This window comes from Shewanella sp. 10N.286.52.C2 (assembly GCF_002874545.1).
Classification (GTDB): Bacteria; Pseudomonadota; Gammaproteobacteria; order Enterobacterales; family Shewanellaceae; genus Shewanella.
Map to the genome: position 1 here is coordinate 14,153 of NZ_MCTV01000025.1, position 16,499 is coordinate 30,651.

The window sequence follows — 16,499 nt, forward strand, 5'->3', positions numbered from 1 at the left end:
GCCTTAGTTGAGGCCTTAGTGGAGACTTGGGCTTCAGCGATTTGCGGTTGAATGTTTGCCATTTTTTTATTCTTATTGTTTATTCTTATTGTTTATTCTTATTGTTTTATGGTGTTTTGAGTTTTGATGTTTTTGTTACAAAACGCCAATTAGTTTCATTGCCAGCAGCAGGAGATGTCGGGATGTTTAATGCCAATATTAACGAGCATATAGCAAAGCCGACTCCAATCATAAATACCCATTGAGGCGAGCTTAACCATAATATGCCTAACAGTACCGGAATAATCACTGCGGCAATATGATTAATGGTAAAGCTAACCGACATACTGGCAGCAATATCTTTAGGATCGGCAATTTTTTGAAAGTAGGTTTTCATGGCAATAGCCATAGCAAATAATAGATGGTCAATAACATACAAGGCTGCGGCTATGGTGGCGTGCTCAACGACGGCGTAGCTAGCAAAAACAATAATTAAGCCAAGGTATTCAATCACCAAAGCATTACGTTCACCTATGCGACTAATAAAGCGGCCAATGGCTGGTGCAAATAGTAAATTAACCACGTAATTAATTAAAAACAGTGAGGTGATTTGAGTCACTGAATAGCCAAATTTTTCCACCATCATGAAACCAGCGAAGACCATAAAGATTTGTCTTCTGGCGCCTGATAAAAAAGTGAGTGCGTAGTAAAGCCAGTAACGCTGTCTAAAGATAAGCTTTTTGTGCTGCGGCTCAGCAATAGGGAAATGTGGGTAATACAGACTCATCATGATAACCGCAATTAAGCCTAAGCCGCCAATGATGGCATACATCCACACATAATCGAGTTTAAGCCAAGTCATTACCAGCCAAATACTGCCATAACCCAGTAACGCAGCCGCAGATCGCCACGCTAATGCTTTACCTAAAAACTCTGCGGTGTGTTGTTTATCGACCCATTGTAGTGTCAAAGATTGATTAACGGTTTCAAAATAATGAAAGCCAATCGACATTAAAACTGTGGTGATATAAAGCCCTAATACACTGGGGAAAAAGCCAGTTATAGCAATGCCAATGGCTAATACCGCCAGTGACAACAGCGCGAAGGTTTGCTCTCGAATTAGCAGTAATACAAATATAGCGGTAAAGGCTAAAAAGCCGGGTACTTCACGCAAACTTTGCAGCATGCCAATTTCAGCCCCAGTAAATGCCGCTTTCTCGATAACAAAGTTATTGAGTAAGGCTTGCCATACGGCAAACACCATCGACATGATGAAGGTCATCCACAATAATAATTGCTGCGGTTTTTTGTCTGAAACTGCGGGCATTAAGGTCACTTTTCCTTGTCTCTCAATCTTAGCCACATAGTTACATAATTTGCCGTTTAGCGCTAAGTGTAAAATGCTCTCTATTAGGAAGCTATCGCTTGGGCTTTAGCGATATGCGTGCCTTAGGTGGTCAGTTTGAATAGGTGTCGTAGTGCTAATAGCAGCTAACTTCGATTTGTATTTTTTACAAATTAAAAAACATAAGTGAGTGAAGCTTAGACTTTATCCCGCATTTTGTGAGCCAGCCAAAAGTCTTGATTATTAATGGGTGTTGCGACTAATTTGTCGTGATCTGATCCATGTAATTGTTGCGCCAATTCAATTAAGATGAAGTTAATGACAGATAACACTTTTTAAAATTGAGGTTAACGTGAGTAGCATTTTAATTATTTATTCAACGGTTCACGGTCAAACCCGTAAGATTTGCGATTACATGCAGCAAAAGCTCATCGCTAAAGGCAACACAGTCACCTTAGCAGCGCTGCAAGATAAGCCTGATATCAGTGCATTTGATAAAGTATTTATTGGTGCCAGTATCCGCCATGGTAAGCACCGCCCAGCACTCTATCAATTTGCTGCCGACAATAAAGCAGTCCTTGATAGTAAACCCAATGGTTTTTTCTCTGTGAGTTTAGTTGCTAGGAAACCGGGTAAAAACACCCCAGACACCAATATGTATATGCAAGCTTTTTTAAAGCAAAGTGACTGGCAACCTAAAGTACTGGAAGTGTTTGGTGGTAATTTAGATTATCAAGGTTATGGCCCAATGGATCGTAATATTATTCGCTTTATCATGTGGATGACCAAAGGGCCTACGGATCCTAATACCCAAGTTGAGTACACCGACTGGGAAAAAGTAGATGCCTATGTAGACCAAATTCATAGCGCTTAACGAGCTTAAGACTGAGAATAAGTTAAGTGCTTATCATTGCAAAAGGAAGGTAAATTCATGAGTCAAAAGTCATCTGCTTTGGTTAGTGCTATTGCCGAAAAACTGCATGTCATTGTGATAACCCTAAGCGTATTTTTGGTGGTAACTAGCCCATGGATCCTAATCGGTCGGCAATTAAGAGCCAATGCCAGTATTTGGGACAGTTTGCATGTGTATCTAGGCTTAGTGGCAGCTATATTTGGTTTGTTATTTATGCTGAAGAATCTGTTAAATGGCCACTGGCGTCAGTTCTTTCCGTGGTTAAGATTAGACTTTTCCCAATGTGTAGATGAAATTAAGCAGTTAAAAAAGGGCACTTTACCGAGCTCTGGAGGCAAAGGTATCTTCAGTATTGTTGAAGGAATAGGGCTGATTTTAATGGCGCTAGTGAGTATTACCGGCATCGCATGGTTTGCCACTCAAGGTAGCAGTGATGCATTAATGTGGCGTAAATACCACATTCTTTTTGCCCAAGGCTTTGTGGGTTTCTTGATGGTACATATCGTGTTTGCCATGTTTCATATTATTGATATGGTGAGAAATTCTTAGTCATTAATTCAATCTATATACCATTGGCTATTGACAATTTTACGTTATAACAAACCTAAAAAAGCCCAAGCATGATTATCATGATTGGGCTTTTTAATACGCTAAAGATTGTACTTAGACAATGATTCTTTGTAGCTTATTTCTTTTCTAATGCTAAGTAATTCATCACGTCAATTAGATCGCCAAGAGTACGCATTTCATTCATGTTGATAGCATACTTATCGTTAACGATGAAAGTCGGTACGCTTTGAACGCGGTACATGATTTGCTGTTGGCGCCATTGAGACAATTTCTTATCTGTAGCTTCGCTGTCAGCAATCTTGTCATAAGCGGCGCTATCGATACCGTGAGCTGCAAACACTTGTTTGATATCGTCACGATTGTTGATTTCAGGCTCGTCATGGCTATGACCTGGAGCACTGTGGTCGTGGTGTCCACCTTCGCCTTGAATCGCTTGGAACATGGCTTTATTTAATACATCCGCATTACCCACTTCATGAATAACGGCTAAGGCGCGCATGACTTCAGTACCAATATCACTGTTCATAAAGTCAACGTGCTTTGTTTCAAAGTTAATCTCTTTATTCAAGTTACCTTTAATTTCTGGCAGGTACTGGGTTTCCATGTTGTAACAGTTATGGCAGTAAAAAGAGAAAAATTCAGAAATCTTAGGTTCACTTGATGCTGGTGCATCAGAAACTTGAGTGTAATGTTGACCTTCAACAAACCTAGATGGAGTTACAGCAGTTTTTTCAACAGTTTCTACAGCCGTTTCAACAGCAGTTTTTTCTGTAGTTGTAACCGTTGTATCAGCAGGTTTGCCACAGCCCGTTAGGGTTAATGTGAATGCAGCAACAGCCAGAGTGAATGCAATATGTTTAATCTTTATCATGTATGCCTCGACAAAGTGGGGTGATTTTGGCGATATATCGCGAGAGATAATTAAGCTTACGCAACTTAAATAACTCAAGCAACTTAAGCACTTGCTTAATTGCCATAAAGTTAGCTGCGATTATGACTGAATCCGTTAGCAGTGTCAGTGCTAAAACTGTGATGGCCTAGTGCTTTTTAGTAAAAAGCACTGCAATTTAAACTAGCTTTTATAACGACTCAGTAAGCAGAATTTGCCAAGCTTCACAAACTTGCCGAAATTGCTCACTGTCGTCACTATTGTCACTATTGTCACTATTGTCACTTTTGTCACTATAGCCCGCTTAATTGTGACTATTTACACTGGCACTTTGATGAGTGGTAGTTGAGACTTATTCTATTTTGGTGATTTTATACCAAGTCGTCATTGTGCGGCTTGAGGCTTATTTGATAAATATTTCTCTTCCTCACAGACAAGTTACCTATAATTGGTATAAAATCCGCCGCAATAAAATAATAGGGGCCTTATCCAATGACAGAGAAACATTATATTAGCGCACAGCAGTTGCTTGAAGACTCATTCAAATTAGCAGCACAAGTGTACGATAGCGGATTCAGACCGCAATTTATTGTCGGGATTTGGCGTGGCGGTGCTCCAATCGGTATTGCAGTGCAAGAATTTTATGATTTTAAGAATGTTGAAACCGATCATATCGCAGTAAGAACGTCATCTTATTACGGTATTGGCACTGATAAGCAAAGCAAGAAAATCAAAGTTCATGGCCTACATTACATCATTGAAAATGCCAATGCTGATGATGGGCTATTAATTGTGGATGATGTATTTGATTCTGGCCGCAGTGTTGATGCATTAATTGATAAATTGCAAAAATTTATGCGCAAAAATATCCCGACAGATATTCGAGTGGCTTGTCCTTATTACAAACCAAAAAATACCGCAGTTGATTTAAAACCGGATTATTTTATCCATGAGTCTGAAGAATGGCTTGTTTTTCCTCATGAAGTGTCAGGTTTAAACCCGCAAGAAATCGCTGAAGGTAAAACAGATTTTAAGAATATTCAGCATTTGTTTAAGTAAAAGCATCGATATTGGTTATTTTTTGCTAAACTAGCAGCTCAACAGTGCGTCAAGAGAGTGCCTGACACGTGGTTATTGTCCGTGTTTAATTCACCTTCTTGATGCATTTTTTATTATTACCCTGAAAAGATACTGCCCATTATGAGCTCTGTTGAGATATTTTCCCCACAACAAACCACTGATAAGCCTCTAGATACTCAATCTCTAGGTTCTCAATCTTTAGCGAGCAAGTCGCAAGAGAAAAAGCAGCTTGAACTACTGGCACCCGCTAAAAATGCTGATTACGGCATTGAAGCTATTCGTCATGGTGCTGATGCTGTATATATTGGCGGACCTGCATTTGGTGCACGCCATAATGCCGGTAATAGTGTGGAAGACATTGCCAGACTGGCAGAGTTTGCTCATCGTTATCATGCTCAAGTGTTTGTAGCGTTAAATACCATTTTAATGGATGACGAAATTGCCAAAGCGCAGGCACTTATTTGGGAATTATACGAAGCAGGTGTGGATGCATTAATTATTCAAGATATGGGCTTGTTGCAGTTAGATTTACCGCCAATTGCACTGCACGCGAGTACCCAAATGGATAATCGCACCCCAGAAAAAGCAGTGTTTTTAGAACAGGTCGGTTTTTCACAGGTGGTATTAGCCCGTGAGCTGAATTTACCGCAAATTAAAGAAATTGCAGCCAGTACGCAACTTAAGCTTGAGTACTTTGTTCATGGCGCATTGTGCGTCAGTTATAGCGGCTTATGTAATATCAGTCATGCGTTTTCTAATCGCAGTGCTAACCGTGGTGAATGTTCACAAATGTGCCGTTTGCCTTGCGATTTATCCACCCGTGATGGTGAAGTGTTAGCTGAAAATCAGCATTTGTTGTCATTAAAAGACAACAACCAAACTGAGAATTTAGAAGCATTAATTGATGCAGGCGTAACATCATTTAAAGTGGAAGGCCGTTTAAAAGATATTAGTTATCTTAAAAACGTCACCGCCCATTATCGCCAGCAGTTAGATGCGATTATTGATCGCCGCAGCGATCTTGAGTCAATGTCTCATGGTCGAAGCGAATTTACTTTTACGCCAGATCCTGAAAAAAGCTTTAACCGCGGTAAGACAGATTACTTTATTAATCAACGTACTGAGCAAATTGAGCATTTTAGCTCGCCAAAGTACATTGGTGAAAAAGTGGGGGTTATCACCAGTGTTGGCCGCGATTTTATTAAAGTCGATAGCAGTAAAGCGGGTAAAGCCGTTGAGTTTAATAACGGTGATGGCTTGTGCTTCTTTATTGATGGTTATCAAAAGCAGCGTTTATCTGATAACAAAACCAAAGGCTTAAGGGTTAACCGCGCTGATGGTAATACTTTATATCTGACCGATGTGTCGAAAGACTTAAAAGTCGGTGTGGAGTTATTTAGAAACTTCGATCATCAATTTGATGCTTTGCTATCAAAAGACTCTGCTAGCCGTAACATTGCGGTTGATATGGTATTGGCTGATACGCCGCAAGGCATTTCACTGACCATCAGTGACAAGCATGCCCATAGCGTTACAGTAGAGCTTGAGTGGGTAAAAGAGCCGGCGAAAGATTACGCTAAAGCAGATGCAAGCCTGCGAACGCAGCTCGGCAAACTGGGTAACAGTGACTATCAGTTACAGCAGTTAACGATTGAATGTGCTAATCGTTGGTTTTTACCAGCGTCAGTGATTAATGGTTTAAGGCGAGATGCCATTGCCGCCTTTGATGACGCCAGAGTAAAAGGCTACCAGCGACCACAGCGAGCTGAGCATGATAAGTCAGCGCGTTTCCCGCAAAAGTATTTAAGTTTTTTATCTAATGTTGCAAACGATAAGTCTCGTGAATTTTATGAGCAACACGGTGTGGTTCAAATTGAAGACACTTACGAGAAAAACAAACTATTAACCGATGCACCATTAATGGTGACTAAGCATTGCTTACGTTACAGCTTTAATTTATGCCCTAAAGAAGTTGAAGGCATTAAAGCTGACCCAATGGTGCTCGATATTGGCAAAGACCGCTTAAAGCTGGTTTTCGATTGCCTAAAATGTGAAATGATGATCGTTGGATCAAATCAATTAGTAAAGTAATCAGGTGATGTCATCTTATTACTCAATAACCATTATCACGCGCGATGCGTGGCGATAAATTTGTAGGAAAAAGCCCAAAATGACTAAAGCAAAAAAATATGATTTTAGAGTAAAACAAGTTGGTACAACTTGGAAAACTGAAATCACTCGTCGTATGACTGCAACTAAGACTATTGTGTCTAAAAGTCATGACGGATTTGCATCAGAAGCCGAGGCTGAAGCTTGGGGTAAGCAAGAGCTTCCCGCTTTTTTAACCACGCAAGCTGAACGCAATAAACGTAAAACAGAAAAACAACTTAAGGCTAAATCAATTGCAGATGCAATTGCTGCAGAAGCATTAACCGATGAAGCAGATGCATTATCAGATGATGCTAAGCAAATAGATGCTGCCGATAGCGCAGATGTTGTTGAAGATTAAGCGTTAAAACATTACAGTAATGCAACAACTTGGTGACAAGGTTTGCCGTATTTATTTTTGAATAAACCAAACTTCACCTTTCAGCACCAATACCAAGGACGAATTAGGTATGAAAGCTTGCTTTACGACAATAATATTTTCAGGGCTGTTGTTATTAGGCCCTGGAAATAAAGTAATGGCCAAAGAGTCACAGTCTTACCTCAATAGCACCACCAATCAATCAGCAGATGCAACTAACGCTGCAAAAAGAGAGTTATCAATATTTTCCAAAAGTGTGTCTTTTGAGCTGCCTATTGGCTGGAATATGGCATTTAATTCTAGCAAAGGGAATATGTATAAAGCTGAGTTTGTTCCTGCTGGGGAAAGTTTAAATAATTGGTCTGATTTATTCTGTATTCAAGGCTTTGAGGGCTTGGCAGAAAATATCGAGCCTGAGCGATTTTTAAATAATTTTGCTAGCACCTACCAAGACAGCTGCCAAGGTGAGGTGGTTTATGAGCAACTTGGAAAAACCCAGATGGGTGGTCAAGAAGCGTATCACGGCATTATCGGCTGTACCGTTATGGCTAACTTTTTACAGCAAGGTGGCTCAGTTAAACAGCAAGGTGAAATAGGTTATTACGCCGTAATTAAAGGCGTTGAAGACTTGTACTTTATGCATAAGTCTATGCGCGGCGATGTTTTTAATAAAAACTCAGCGCCATTAAAATCGACCAATCATCGTCAATTTATGTCGAATTTTAAGCAGTTACGATTCTAGACATTTTCTTTTTATCAATAATTGGTTTATCAACAATCCGCTTATCAGTAAGCGAGCTATTAATGAGTAATCATATTATTCAGACTATTTTTCAATAAGTTGAATAATATGATTGATTCATTTTCGTTATATCAAAAATCCCCATAAGCACGTTATACTATATCAGCTTGTTATATGGCTGCTTTAAGTCGTAGCAATCAAAAATTTATATAATTTATCGTCAATTTATAGTGGTGCCTGTGTATGACACGGGATAATCGGGAAACTAGTGAAAATCTAGTACTGCCCCCGCAACGGTAATGGTGAGGACTGAGTGCGATAAAGCTTGTAGCTGTGAAATTTAAGCTGCTATTTAACGTTAAAAATTCATGTTCGTCAGTAGCTTTGCTACTTTAACCTAAGTCCGGAGACCGGCCCTATAGATGATTTTGAGATTTCGGTGGGCAGATCTCGAAATGTAGCTCGTTGCTTGTAAATAATCATGGCTTATCGCTAACAGATAAATTTACGAGTACGATGCGCTGCGGCAAATATGCCCCATTTTTCCTTTCAGGAGTTAAAGGTAAATGGGTACAAATCTAACAAAAATCGCATCAGCATTAAGCCTAGTATTTGGTCTAGCTGCTTCAACAACCTCAGTTGTTTACGCTGACACCACAACAGACAATTCTGCCAATGCAGAGGTTGAAAAAATTGTGGTTATTGGTCGTCAAGATGCAAATCCTCTTAATATTGCAGCGAATGTAAATGTGATCGACCAAGCTGATATTCAGCTTAGTGGTGCGGTGAGCTTAACGGAGTTATTACGTTCTCAAGCGGGTATTCAAGTGTCTGATAACAACTCAGGTACGACTTTTGCCATGCGCGGTTTTTCAGCGTCTCAAGCCGCCAGCAATACCTTAATTTTGATTGATGGTCGCCGCTTAAACAATATTGATATTGCGGCTCCTAGCATTAATGCAGTGCCGTTAAATCAAGTTGAGCGGGTGGAAATATTATCAGGTAGTGCTGGGGTACTTTATGGCGATCAAGCTGTTGGCGGGGTGATTAACATCATCACTAAAGCGCCTAATAAAGACGGCGGCGGACTGCAATTAAGTGCTGGCAGCTTTGATACTTATGAAGCTAAAGGGGATATTTCAGGCAAAATTAATGACGCTTGGCATTATTACTTGGCCGGCAGTTACAATCAAAGTGATAACTATCGCGATAATAACGACAGTGAAACCGGCTCAATTCTAGGCCGTTTGCAATATCAAACTGATTTACAAAATTTCTTTGTTGAAGCCAGCTACTTCGATAATGATCGCCAGGCCCCTGGTGCGCTAACACTGGAGCAGTATCTGCAAGATCCAACTCAGGCCGCACCTTTTACCGATGATGATTATGTTCATGAAATGACCACAGCGCTGCGCAGTGGCTATGAGTACCAATTAACTAAAGAATGGGCTTTGGCCACTGATTTAACTTACTCTGATACTCTAACCACTAACTTTATTTGGGGCAGTGCTGGGCGTATCGAGCGAAGTTTATTAAGCTTTTCACCCAAAGCCACAGCAAATTATCAGCTAGATAATGGTGATTTAGACATTATTGCTGGGGTTGATTTAAGTATCGGTGAGGCCGATTTTGATACTGCTTACATTCAACGTAATAATGAACAGAAAGTGACCAGTGCTTATGTGCAAGCCTCAGTGCCATTAACGCAGTCATTATCCTATGTAGTTGGTGGGCGTTACAGTGAAGTGACAGATGACTTAACAGATCAATTATCATACGCAAATGGTGTTGAGCTTGATAATGATGCCCATGCATTTGAGTTAGGGTTAAACTATCGTCCAAGCCTTGCGCATCGTTTTTATATTCGCGCCAATGATAATTTCCGTTTTGCCAAAGTGGATGAGCAAGCCTATACCCCAATTACCACCCTTGGTCTTGATCCACAAACCGGCCGTTCATATGAAGCAGGTTGGGACTGGACCACTACAACACAAACCTTCAAATTAAACCTTTACCGTTTAGATTTGGAAGATGAAATTGTATATGACGCAGGGCGCACTGATGGTCCACAGGGCGGCGGTGCTAACGTTAATGCTGATGCTTCAACTCGTTTTGGCGTTAATGCCGCTTATGATGTGCAAATCGCTGCAGATTGGTTGCTGGGCGCATCATATGATTACATTGATGCTGAATTTACCGAAGGCGAGAACGAAGGCAAGGCGCTTTCTTGGGTTGCGGAGCATAATGCCCGTGCGTATGTGAGTTATGATATTGCCCAACAGTGGCAGGTTTTTGCTGAAGGTATTTATACTGGCGAGCGCTTTATTGAAGGTGATAATGCCAATGTTGACCCTAAGTTATCCAGTTATGTATTAGCTAACTTAGCCATTAACTATACCCGTAATGAGTGGAGTGCCAGTTTACGTGCTGACAACTTGTTAGATAAGCAATATGTCAGTGCTGGCTATTATGTTCCTGAGGAATGGGGCGGCAGCGGTTATTACTCGGGTAATGGTCGCTCAATTCGCTTAACCTTAGGTTATCGTTTTTAAAATCCCTTTGTAATGAACTAACAGATAATAAGCGAAGCGTCTGATTTTTAGACGATAATAACTTGTTATCTAGCTAATTACACTGAAGATACTAAAGCCGACAAAGCACTTGTCGGATTTTTGTCTTAATCAGCATTAATCACTTGACCTTTGTAGGGTTTCTATGGATAAATTCGTTAATCGAGAACGAAGAATTATACAGGGAAGCATCGCTTTATGACCTACCTTGAGCAGCAGGTACTCACTCAAGTAAAAGCTATTATTGGCAACGAAGAACAAGTCATTGGGCGCCGTGGTATTTTGATCCCTTTAAAAAAGGCCTTAATTAATGAAGCAGATATCCGCATTATTATCGATATCATTGCCAGCGATCCCGCGCTTGCCGCTCATTTACTTTGGCGCAGTAATACCGCTCAAGCTGGTGGCGTAATCGCGACAAAAAATCGCAGTATAAAAGATGCGCTTATCCGTTTAGGCCAAGTCAATATTTACCGCTATAGCTTCTCATTTTATCTAAAAGAACGCTTAGATGAATTACCTGAACCATATTGTAAATTAGTTAAGGGCTATTGGGCGCTTACTGAAAATATCGCTACCGATGCAGTGCATTATTTACGTGAGCTTGAAGACAATAAACAAGCTATAGATATTGATGCAGATGAACTGCAAACCTTGGCGCTATTTAGTGTATTTGGTCAAGTGATTACCTTAAGTGCGTTTGCATTTTTAAATGCCGCCTCAGAAAAGCCCATAGCATTACAGGTGATAAAAAAGCTCATTGATACCCAGCAGCAAAGTTTATCTATAGAAGCATTTGAGGCTCTTGGGTTAGATGATGAGTTACGCAATGAATTTATGGTGGCCCATAATATTAACCAAACGAGCAATGTAAACTCTGCAGGCTTAGTGCTTAGAGCTGTGCTGAGCAAACGTAATGTATTGATAAACCCAATTAATGAATCTAATTAATGAAGCTAGTATAGCGAGTTGATTTAATCCCATGACATAAAAAATGCCACCTTAATCGTGGCATTTTTTATGGATTTTTCACAACTTGTTTATGCACATTCTAAGAGCGATTGGTGCTTTTGACTTAATCTTTGTAACTTTAGCCCTTCAGCAGCCACTAAGGTTAGCCATTTTTGAATTAAATGGGTATTGGATGTATTAAGGCGGTAGGCTGCAAATAACGGCCTTTTTAAGCCTTCGCTGCCAAGTTTTACAGAACTTAAGTTAAGTCCATGGCCTTCATTAATTGACCAGCTTGGCAGCGCCGCTACGCCATCATTACAAGCAATACGTTGAAGCAGCATCGCTGTTAAGTCACATTGCTTTTGTTCACCCACCTCAACACCAGCAGGTTCTAAAAAGTGCTTATAAATATCAAGGCGCTGCAATGGAACAGGGTAAGTGATCAGTGTTTGCTTGGCGAGCTGCTCAGGTTTAATGAATGGCTGTTTTGCTAGAGGATGCTCATTTGAAACGACTAACTTCACTTCAAAATCAAACAAATGTTGATAGGCAAGTGCATGCCCTGGTACTGGATCTGAAGTGAGTACAATATCCAACTCACCAAGCGCTAAGGCATTTAATGAATCAAATAAATGACGGCTAGATAAATCAATACGGCCATCTGGTGCGATTTGTTTAAAGGCCTCGGTCACCGGCATTAACCAGCGAAAGCAGCTATGGCATTCAATGCCCAATTTTAAAGATTGCGCCTCTCCATCAAGGCCTTTTTTCAGATCTGATTCTGTCACCATCACTTTAGGGAGAATTTCCTCCGCCAAATTAAGTAGTCGAGTGCCTTCTTGAGTAAAAGATAATGGTTTGCTCTTTCGAATAAAAATAGACGAATTAATGCGTGTTTCTAATTCTTTTATTTGATGAGATAGCGCTGATTGAGTTACGAAGCGTTTTTTCGCAGCACCAGCAAGGCTACCACTTTCTTTAAGTGCCATCAGAGTTCGAAGGTGTCTCAGCTCTATCATATAATCCTCACATGAATTTTGCTCAACTTACGGGTGAAATCAATTCGGTTGCTTGTATCAAGACTATCACAACAAACTTCTAGACGTCCAGACGCCTGTGTAATTTATTTACGAAAATGTAGTCCCATTGTTAACTTTTGTGATTGTTTTGACGTGAAAATTACAGCTTTTGATTTTATAAAAAGTGACTTTAATAAGTGATCACTAGTTTAAAGGTCATTGAGAGAGGGCTTTTTGAGGTTTTTAATCTGCGACTACGCAGTTTTGCTAGGCTTATCTATACTCAGACTGGTATTGCTTTACTGAATTTCTATGTTGATTGAGTTTAAAATGACTGGAGTCACAAATGAGCCACACTTATAAAATTATTGAGTTAACAGGATCGTCACCTATCAGCTCTGATGATGCGATAAAAAATGCAATTGCAGCAGCTAATGAATCGCTTAAACATTTACGTTGGTTTCAGGTTGTTGAGACCAGAGGTCACCTAGAAGAAGGTTTAATTGCTCACTGGCAAGTCACTATTAAAGTCGGTTTTACTTTAGATCAGAAATCACCTCATTGAAGACGTGGTGTCTGAAAGATGACAATAAGTAAAAGGTTTAAGCGTCTCTAGGTAAGCCTTTTTCAACACTGCGGATCACTCGCAAGGTTTTACGGCTTAAATGACTTTTAGGCGCCGTTTTTGTTTTATCGTCAGGGGTTAAATCTTGCTGTTTAAGTGCTTGTTGCGCTAGTGCCCAATCAATATGTTCTATGACCATTTCATCGACTTCATCGCTACATCTGCGTAGGTTAAGCGCATCAATAATTTGCTGATTAAACGGCGCGTTACCTAAGGCAATCGCAATGTTTCTTAACCAGCTTTTATGGCCAATTCGACGTATAGGGCTGCCTTCTGTAAGTGATAGAAATTGCTTTTCAGTCCAAGCAAACAAGCTTAGTAAATCAGGTTGGATCAGTTGTTTACGAATATGAAAATCAGTTTGCTGAGTTAGCGGCGCTTTACTGTTAACAGGGCACACTAATTGGCAATCATCACAACCATAAATGCGATTGCCAATGGCTTGGCGAAATTCTTCAGGTATCACGCCTTGTAATTCAATGGTGAGGTAAGAGATACAGCGGCGACCATCGACGACATTGTTGTCTAATATGGCATTAGTCGGGCATGATTTTATGCAGGCTACGCAGCTATTACAGCTTTGGTGGATAGGAATATCTACAGGCAAAGGTAAGTTAATTAACACTTCGCCTAAAAAGAACCAACTGCCAGCCTCAGGGTTTAGTAATAATGAATGTTTACCTGTCCAGCCAAGACCTGCTTTTTCCGCTAATGGCCGTTCAAGGATTGGGGCAGAGTCCACAAACGGTCTGAAATCAATGCCATCAAGCCCTAAGTTATGGCAGTGTGACACGATTTTATCACCGAGTTTTTTAAGCTGTTTACGAATCAGTTTATGGTAATCTCTGCCGCCTGCATAACGAGAAATATAACCTAAGTTTGGGTCTGATAAATTAGTGGCAAAGCCCGCTTGTGGCGGTAAATAGTCCATTCTGGTGCTGAGTACGCGAACGGTACCTGGGTGAAGCTCATGGGGGCGAGCGCGCATCATGCCGTGGCTGGCCATATAGCCCATTTCCCCGTGATAACCATTATCGAGCCATTGTTGTAACTTGCTCTCTTCGCTTTTTAAATCGGTATCGGTGATCCCAAGCTGAGAAAACCCTAATTCAAACGCCCAGCTCTTTATTAAGTAAGCTAACTCCGCCATCTCAGTGGCTGAAAGCTTATGCGCTAATGGCTGTAATAGTCCTGAGGGGGTTGTGGCAGACTCCTTTTCCCTAGCATTAAGCGCTGTATTAGTATTAGCCGCTGGATTAGCATTAGGAGGTATATTTGAATTAGGCATGATGACAGCTATTTACGCTAGGTTAGTGATCCACTGTTTTATTATAACCTCTGTGAGTCATCATGGTAGTACGATAGCTGATTTCGGCCATTTCTTTTGGCTTGGTAAAGCGCCATGTCTGATTTTTTTATCAGTTCAGATAATGTTTGTTCATCATAATAAGTGCTCACCCCAGCACTGATGGTGACCTTTAGCTCGGGGTTAATTGCTGAGAAATCATGACTTGATACGTGCTCGATGATCGCTTGTGTTAGTGATATCGCAGCAGTGGAGCGAATTTGCGGTAATAACACTAAGAACTCTTCACCACCTACTCTACCAATGACTGCGTTTGCTGGTAATTTGCTAGTACAGATCTCTGCTAATGTTTTAAGGACAGTATCACCAGCGTCATGACCATAGGTGTCATTTACTTGCTTAAAATGATCGACATCAAAAGACACAATAGCCAAAGTTTGCTGATTGATTAAGGCATTATTAAATAATTGATTTGCCTGTTGATACAAGGCAAGGCGGTTTGGCAACTGGGTTAGTAAATCGGTCAATGCTAACTGTTTAAATTGTTTCGACTTCTTGTTTGAGTAGAGAGTAAATATAAACAGTAATATTAATGACGCACCGCCCAGTATTAGTGCAATAATTTGTAATCTTTTATTGTCTTGTTGGGTGACTAACTGTTGCTCTTTCAGTAATTGGAATGCGATCAATTTAGCATTTTCAGCTTCAATTTTTTCACTATCAAACTTGACTAGCATTTCAGTGCTGCTTTGATTTTCCATCGCCTTATCAATTAGCTGATGTATCTCATACAGGCTAATTTGTGCGTCATAGGCTTGCTGCCAATCTTGTAAGGATTCATATATCTCTATTTTTGATTTGAGTAGCATTTCATGGCCGCGCTTATTGTGATTGCGCTCAAACCCTGCGGTGGCCTTGTCTAAGTAAGGTATTGCTTGCTCTTCGAGCCCTAACCCATGTTTCGCTTGGGCAAAGAACAATTGCATAAAACTATAATGAGTATCTACATTAGGGCCAATGACATCTTCATATTCCTTGAGATAATCAAGGGCGAGTTGATATTTGCCTAGTTCAATAAGTGGGTAAGACATATCTACAGCTACCCGTGCAGGGTATGTAGGGTCGGTATAGATAGTCTGAAAATAGTCCAATACGGTTAAATAGTGGTCGGCAGCTTTTTGGTATTGGCGTAAATCTTCATAGGCATAGGCCATGTCCATTTTTACCATCATGGCTAAATCAAGCTGGTTGCTCTTGGTAAAGGCTTGCTCAAGCTGGAGATAATATTTTAGGGCGGTGTCCGTTTCGCCCATACGGCGATAAGTGACCGCTAAATCTAGTAGGCTGAGGTGCTGTCTAGTGGGTAAATCAAACTCTTTATACAGCTCATGAGCCAATAATAAGTTTTTCAGCGCCATCGCGAAATCAGCGGTATAGGAGGCGATTTGACCAAGCTGTGAATAGGCATCAGCCATTAAGCGGCGATTGTTAATCCCTTCTGCTGCTAACAAACTTTCACGAATAAGGGCATTTGCCGCTGAGGTATCGCCGCGGTAACGCATGATAGTTGCTTCACAGAGCTTTAACTCTATTCGAGTGCTTGCTGGCATTGCTGGATAAGTTTTTAAGGTATCAATAATGAACTGATCGGCTAATTTATTTTCATCGCCATGGAAAACATTATGACTAAGACACTGTTTAGGCAGTAACAAGTAAGTGCGTTCGATATCTTCTACATCGAGCAAGCTTTCAAGGTCTTTAACCATTTTCGGAAAACTAGGATCGTTAATATCGGTTTGATCGGCGGCGTTAAAGAGTGTATCAAACTCAGGGTTTTCTATTTTGGCAAAGCTTGAGAAACTCATACTGAGCATAGCTAAACCTAAGCTAATAATGAGCAATGGCTTACGAACTAGCATTTGGATAAACAGGTTTTTATTAATGCCGTGAAAAAGGCTTTTTTGATTGCCGCTGTGCATA

At 40.5% G+C, this 16,499-nt stretch carries 14 protein-coding genes and 1 riboswitch; of the genes, 9 read left to right on the top strand and 5 right to left on the bottom strand.

Going from position 1 to position 16,499, the window contains the following annotated elements; translation table 11 throughout:
- Positions 1-106 precede the first annotated feature (106 nt).
- On the bottom strand, positions 107-1,306 hold the full coding sequence (locus BCU94_RS09780) for an MFS transporter (RefSeq protein WP_102476279.1): 1,200 nt from the start codon (positions 1,304-1,306) through the stop codon (positions 107-109).
- A 370-nt stretch (positions 1,307-1,676) separates the two neighbouring features.
- Between BCU94_RS09780 and hemG the strand changes: the two genes are divergently transcribed.
- Entirely contained in the window at positions 1,677-2,198 is a 522-nt protein-coding gene (hemG, locus tag BCU94_RS09785; protein ID WP_102476280.1) for a menaquinone-dependent protoporphyrinogen IX dehydrogenase, read from the top strand.
- Positions 2,199-2,255: 57 nt separating this feature from the next.
- Positions 2,256-2,786 carry a cytochrome b/b6 domain-containing protein gene (locus tag BCU94_RS09790; protein WP_102476281.1) on the top strand — a complete coding sequence of 177 codons (531 nt, stop codon included), beginning with the start codon at positions 2,256-2,258 and terminating at the stop codon, positions 2,784-2,786.
- Between the two features lie 136 nt (positions 2,787-2,922).
- Here BCU94_RS09790 and BCU94_RS09795 read toward each other — a convergent pair whose 3' ends face one another.
- Positions 2,923-3,678 carry a thiol:disulfide interchange protein DsbA/DsbL gene (locus BCU94_RS09795; protein WP_102476282.1) on the bottom strand — a complete coding sequence of 252 codons (756 nt, stop codon included), beginning with the start codon at positions 3,676-3,678 and terminating at the stop codon, positions 2,923-2,925.
- Between the two features lie 510 nt (positions 3,679-4,188).
- On the opposite strand from BCU94_RS09795, the gene BCU94_RS09800 reads away from it, so the two are divergent.
- The 6 genes from BCU94_RS09800 (at position 4,189) to BCU94_RS09825 (ending at position 11,566) form a co-directional block, all read left to right on the top strand.
- Positions 4,189-4,755 (top strand): phosphoribosyltransferase family protein, encoded by a 567-nt coding sequence (locus tag BCU94_RS09800; RefSeq protein WP_076541549.1) that lies wholly within the window; start codon positions 4,189-4,191, stop codon positions 4,753-4,755.
- Positions 4,756-4,896: 141 nt separating this feature from the next.
- Positions 4,897-6,867 (top strand): U32 family peptidase, encoded by a 1,971-nt coding sequence (locus BCU94_RS09805; RefSeq protein ID WP_102476283.1) that lies wholly within the window; start codon positions 4,897-4,899, stop codon positions 6,865-6,867.
- A gap of 79 nt (positions 6,868-6,946) precedes the next feature.
- Positions 6,947-7,285, top strand: coding sequence for a DUF3622 domain-containing protein (locus BCU94_RS09810; protein WP_102440458.1), 339 nt, complete (start codon positions 6,947-6,949; stop codon positions 7,283-7,285).
- Positions 7,286-7,460: 175 nt separating this feature from the next.
- On the top strand, positions 7,461-8,045 hold the full coding sequence (locus BCU94_RS09815; RefSeq protein ID WP_133126429.1) for a hypothetical protein: 585 nt from the start codon (positions 7,461-7,463) through the stop codon (positions 8,043-8,045).
- Between the two features lie 214 nt (positions 8,046-8,259).
- Positions 8,260-8,479: riboswitch (cobalamin riboswitch) on the top strand.
- A 132-nt stretch (positions 8,480-8,611) separates the two neighbouring features.
- Positions 8,612-10,597 (top strand): TonB-dependent receptor, encoded by a 1,986-nt coding sequence (locus BCU94_RS09820; protein WP_102476284.1) that lies wholly within the window; start codon positions 8,612-8,614, stop codon positions 10,595-10,597.
- A gap of 216 nt (positions 10,598-10,813) precedes the next feature.
- Positions 10,814-11,566, top strand: coding sequence for an HDOD domain-containing protein (locus BCU94_RS09825; protein ID WP_102476285.1), 753 nt, complete (start codon positions 10,814-10,816; stop codon positions 11,564-11,566).
- Between the two features lie 89 nt (positions 11,567-11,655).
- On the opposite strand, the gene BCU94_RS09830 is transcribed toward BCU94_RS09825, so the two are convergent.
- Positions 11,656-12,588, bottom strand: coding sequence for a LysR family transcriptional regulator (locus BCU94_RS09830; RefSeq protein WP_102440462.1), 933 nt, complete (start codon positions 12,586-12,588; stop codon positions 11,656-11,658).
- 346 nt (positions 12,589-12,934) lie between these two features.
- On the opposite strand from BCU94_RS09830, the gene BCU94_RS09835 reads away from it, so the two are divergent.
- Complete coding sequence (locus BCU94_RS09835) at positions 12,935-13,153, top strand: dodecin (RefSeq protein WP_076541563.1); 219 nt, start codon at positions 12,935-12,937, stop codon at positions 13,151-13,153.
- A 37-nt stretch (positions 13,154-13,190) separates the two neighbouring features.
- Here the strand turns inward: BCU94_RS09835 and queG are convergent, their stop codons facing one another.
- Together queG and BCU94_RS09845 are read right to left on the bottom strand one after the other, a co-directional pair.
- Entirely contained in the window at positions 13,191-14,363 is a 1,173-nt protein-coding gene (gene queG, locus BCU94_RS09840; RefSeq protein WP_241901051.1) for a tRNA epoxyqueuosine(34) reductase QueG, read from the bottom strand.
- A gap of 179 nt (positions 14,364-14,542) precedes the next feature.
- On the bottom strand, positions 14,543-16,498 hold the full coding sequence (locus tag BCU94_RS09845; RefSeq protein WP_102476286.1) for a tetratricopeptide repeat-containing diguanylate cyclase: 1,956 nt from the start codon (positions 16,496-16,498) through the stop codon (positions 14,543-14,545).
- Position 16,499 lies beyond the last annotated feature (1 nt).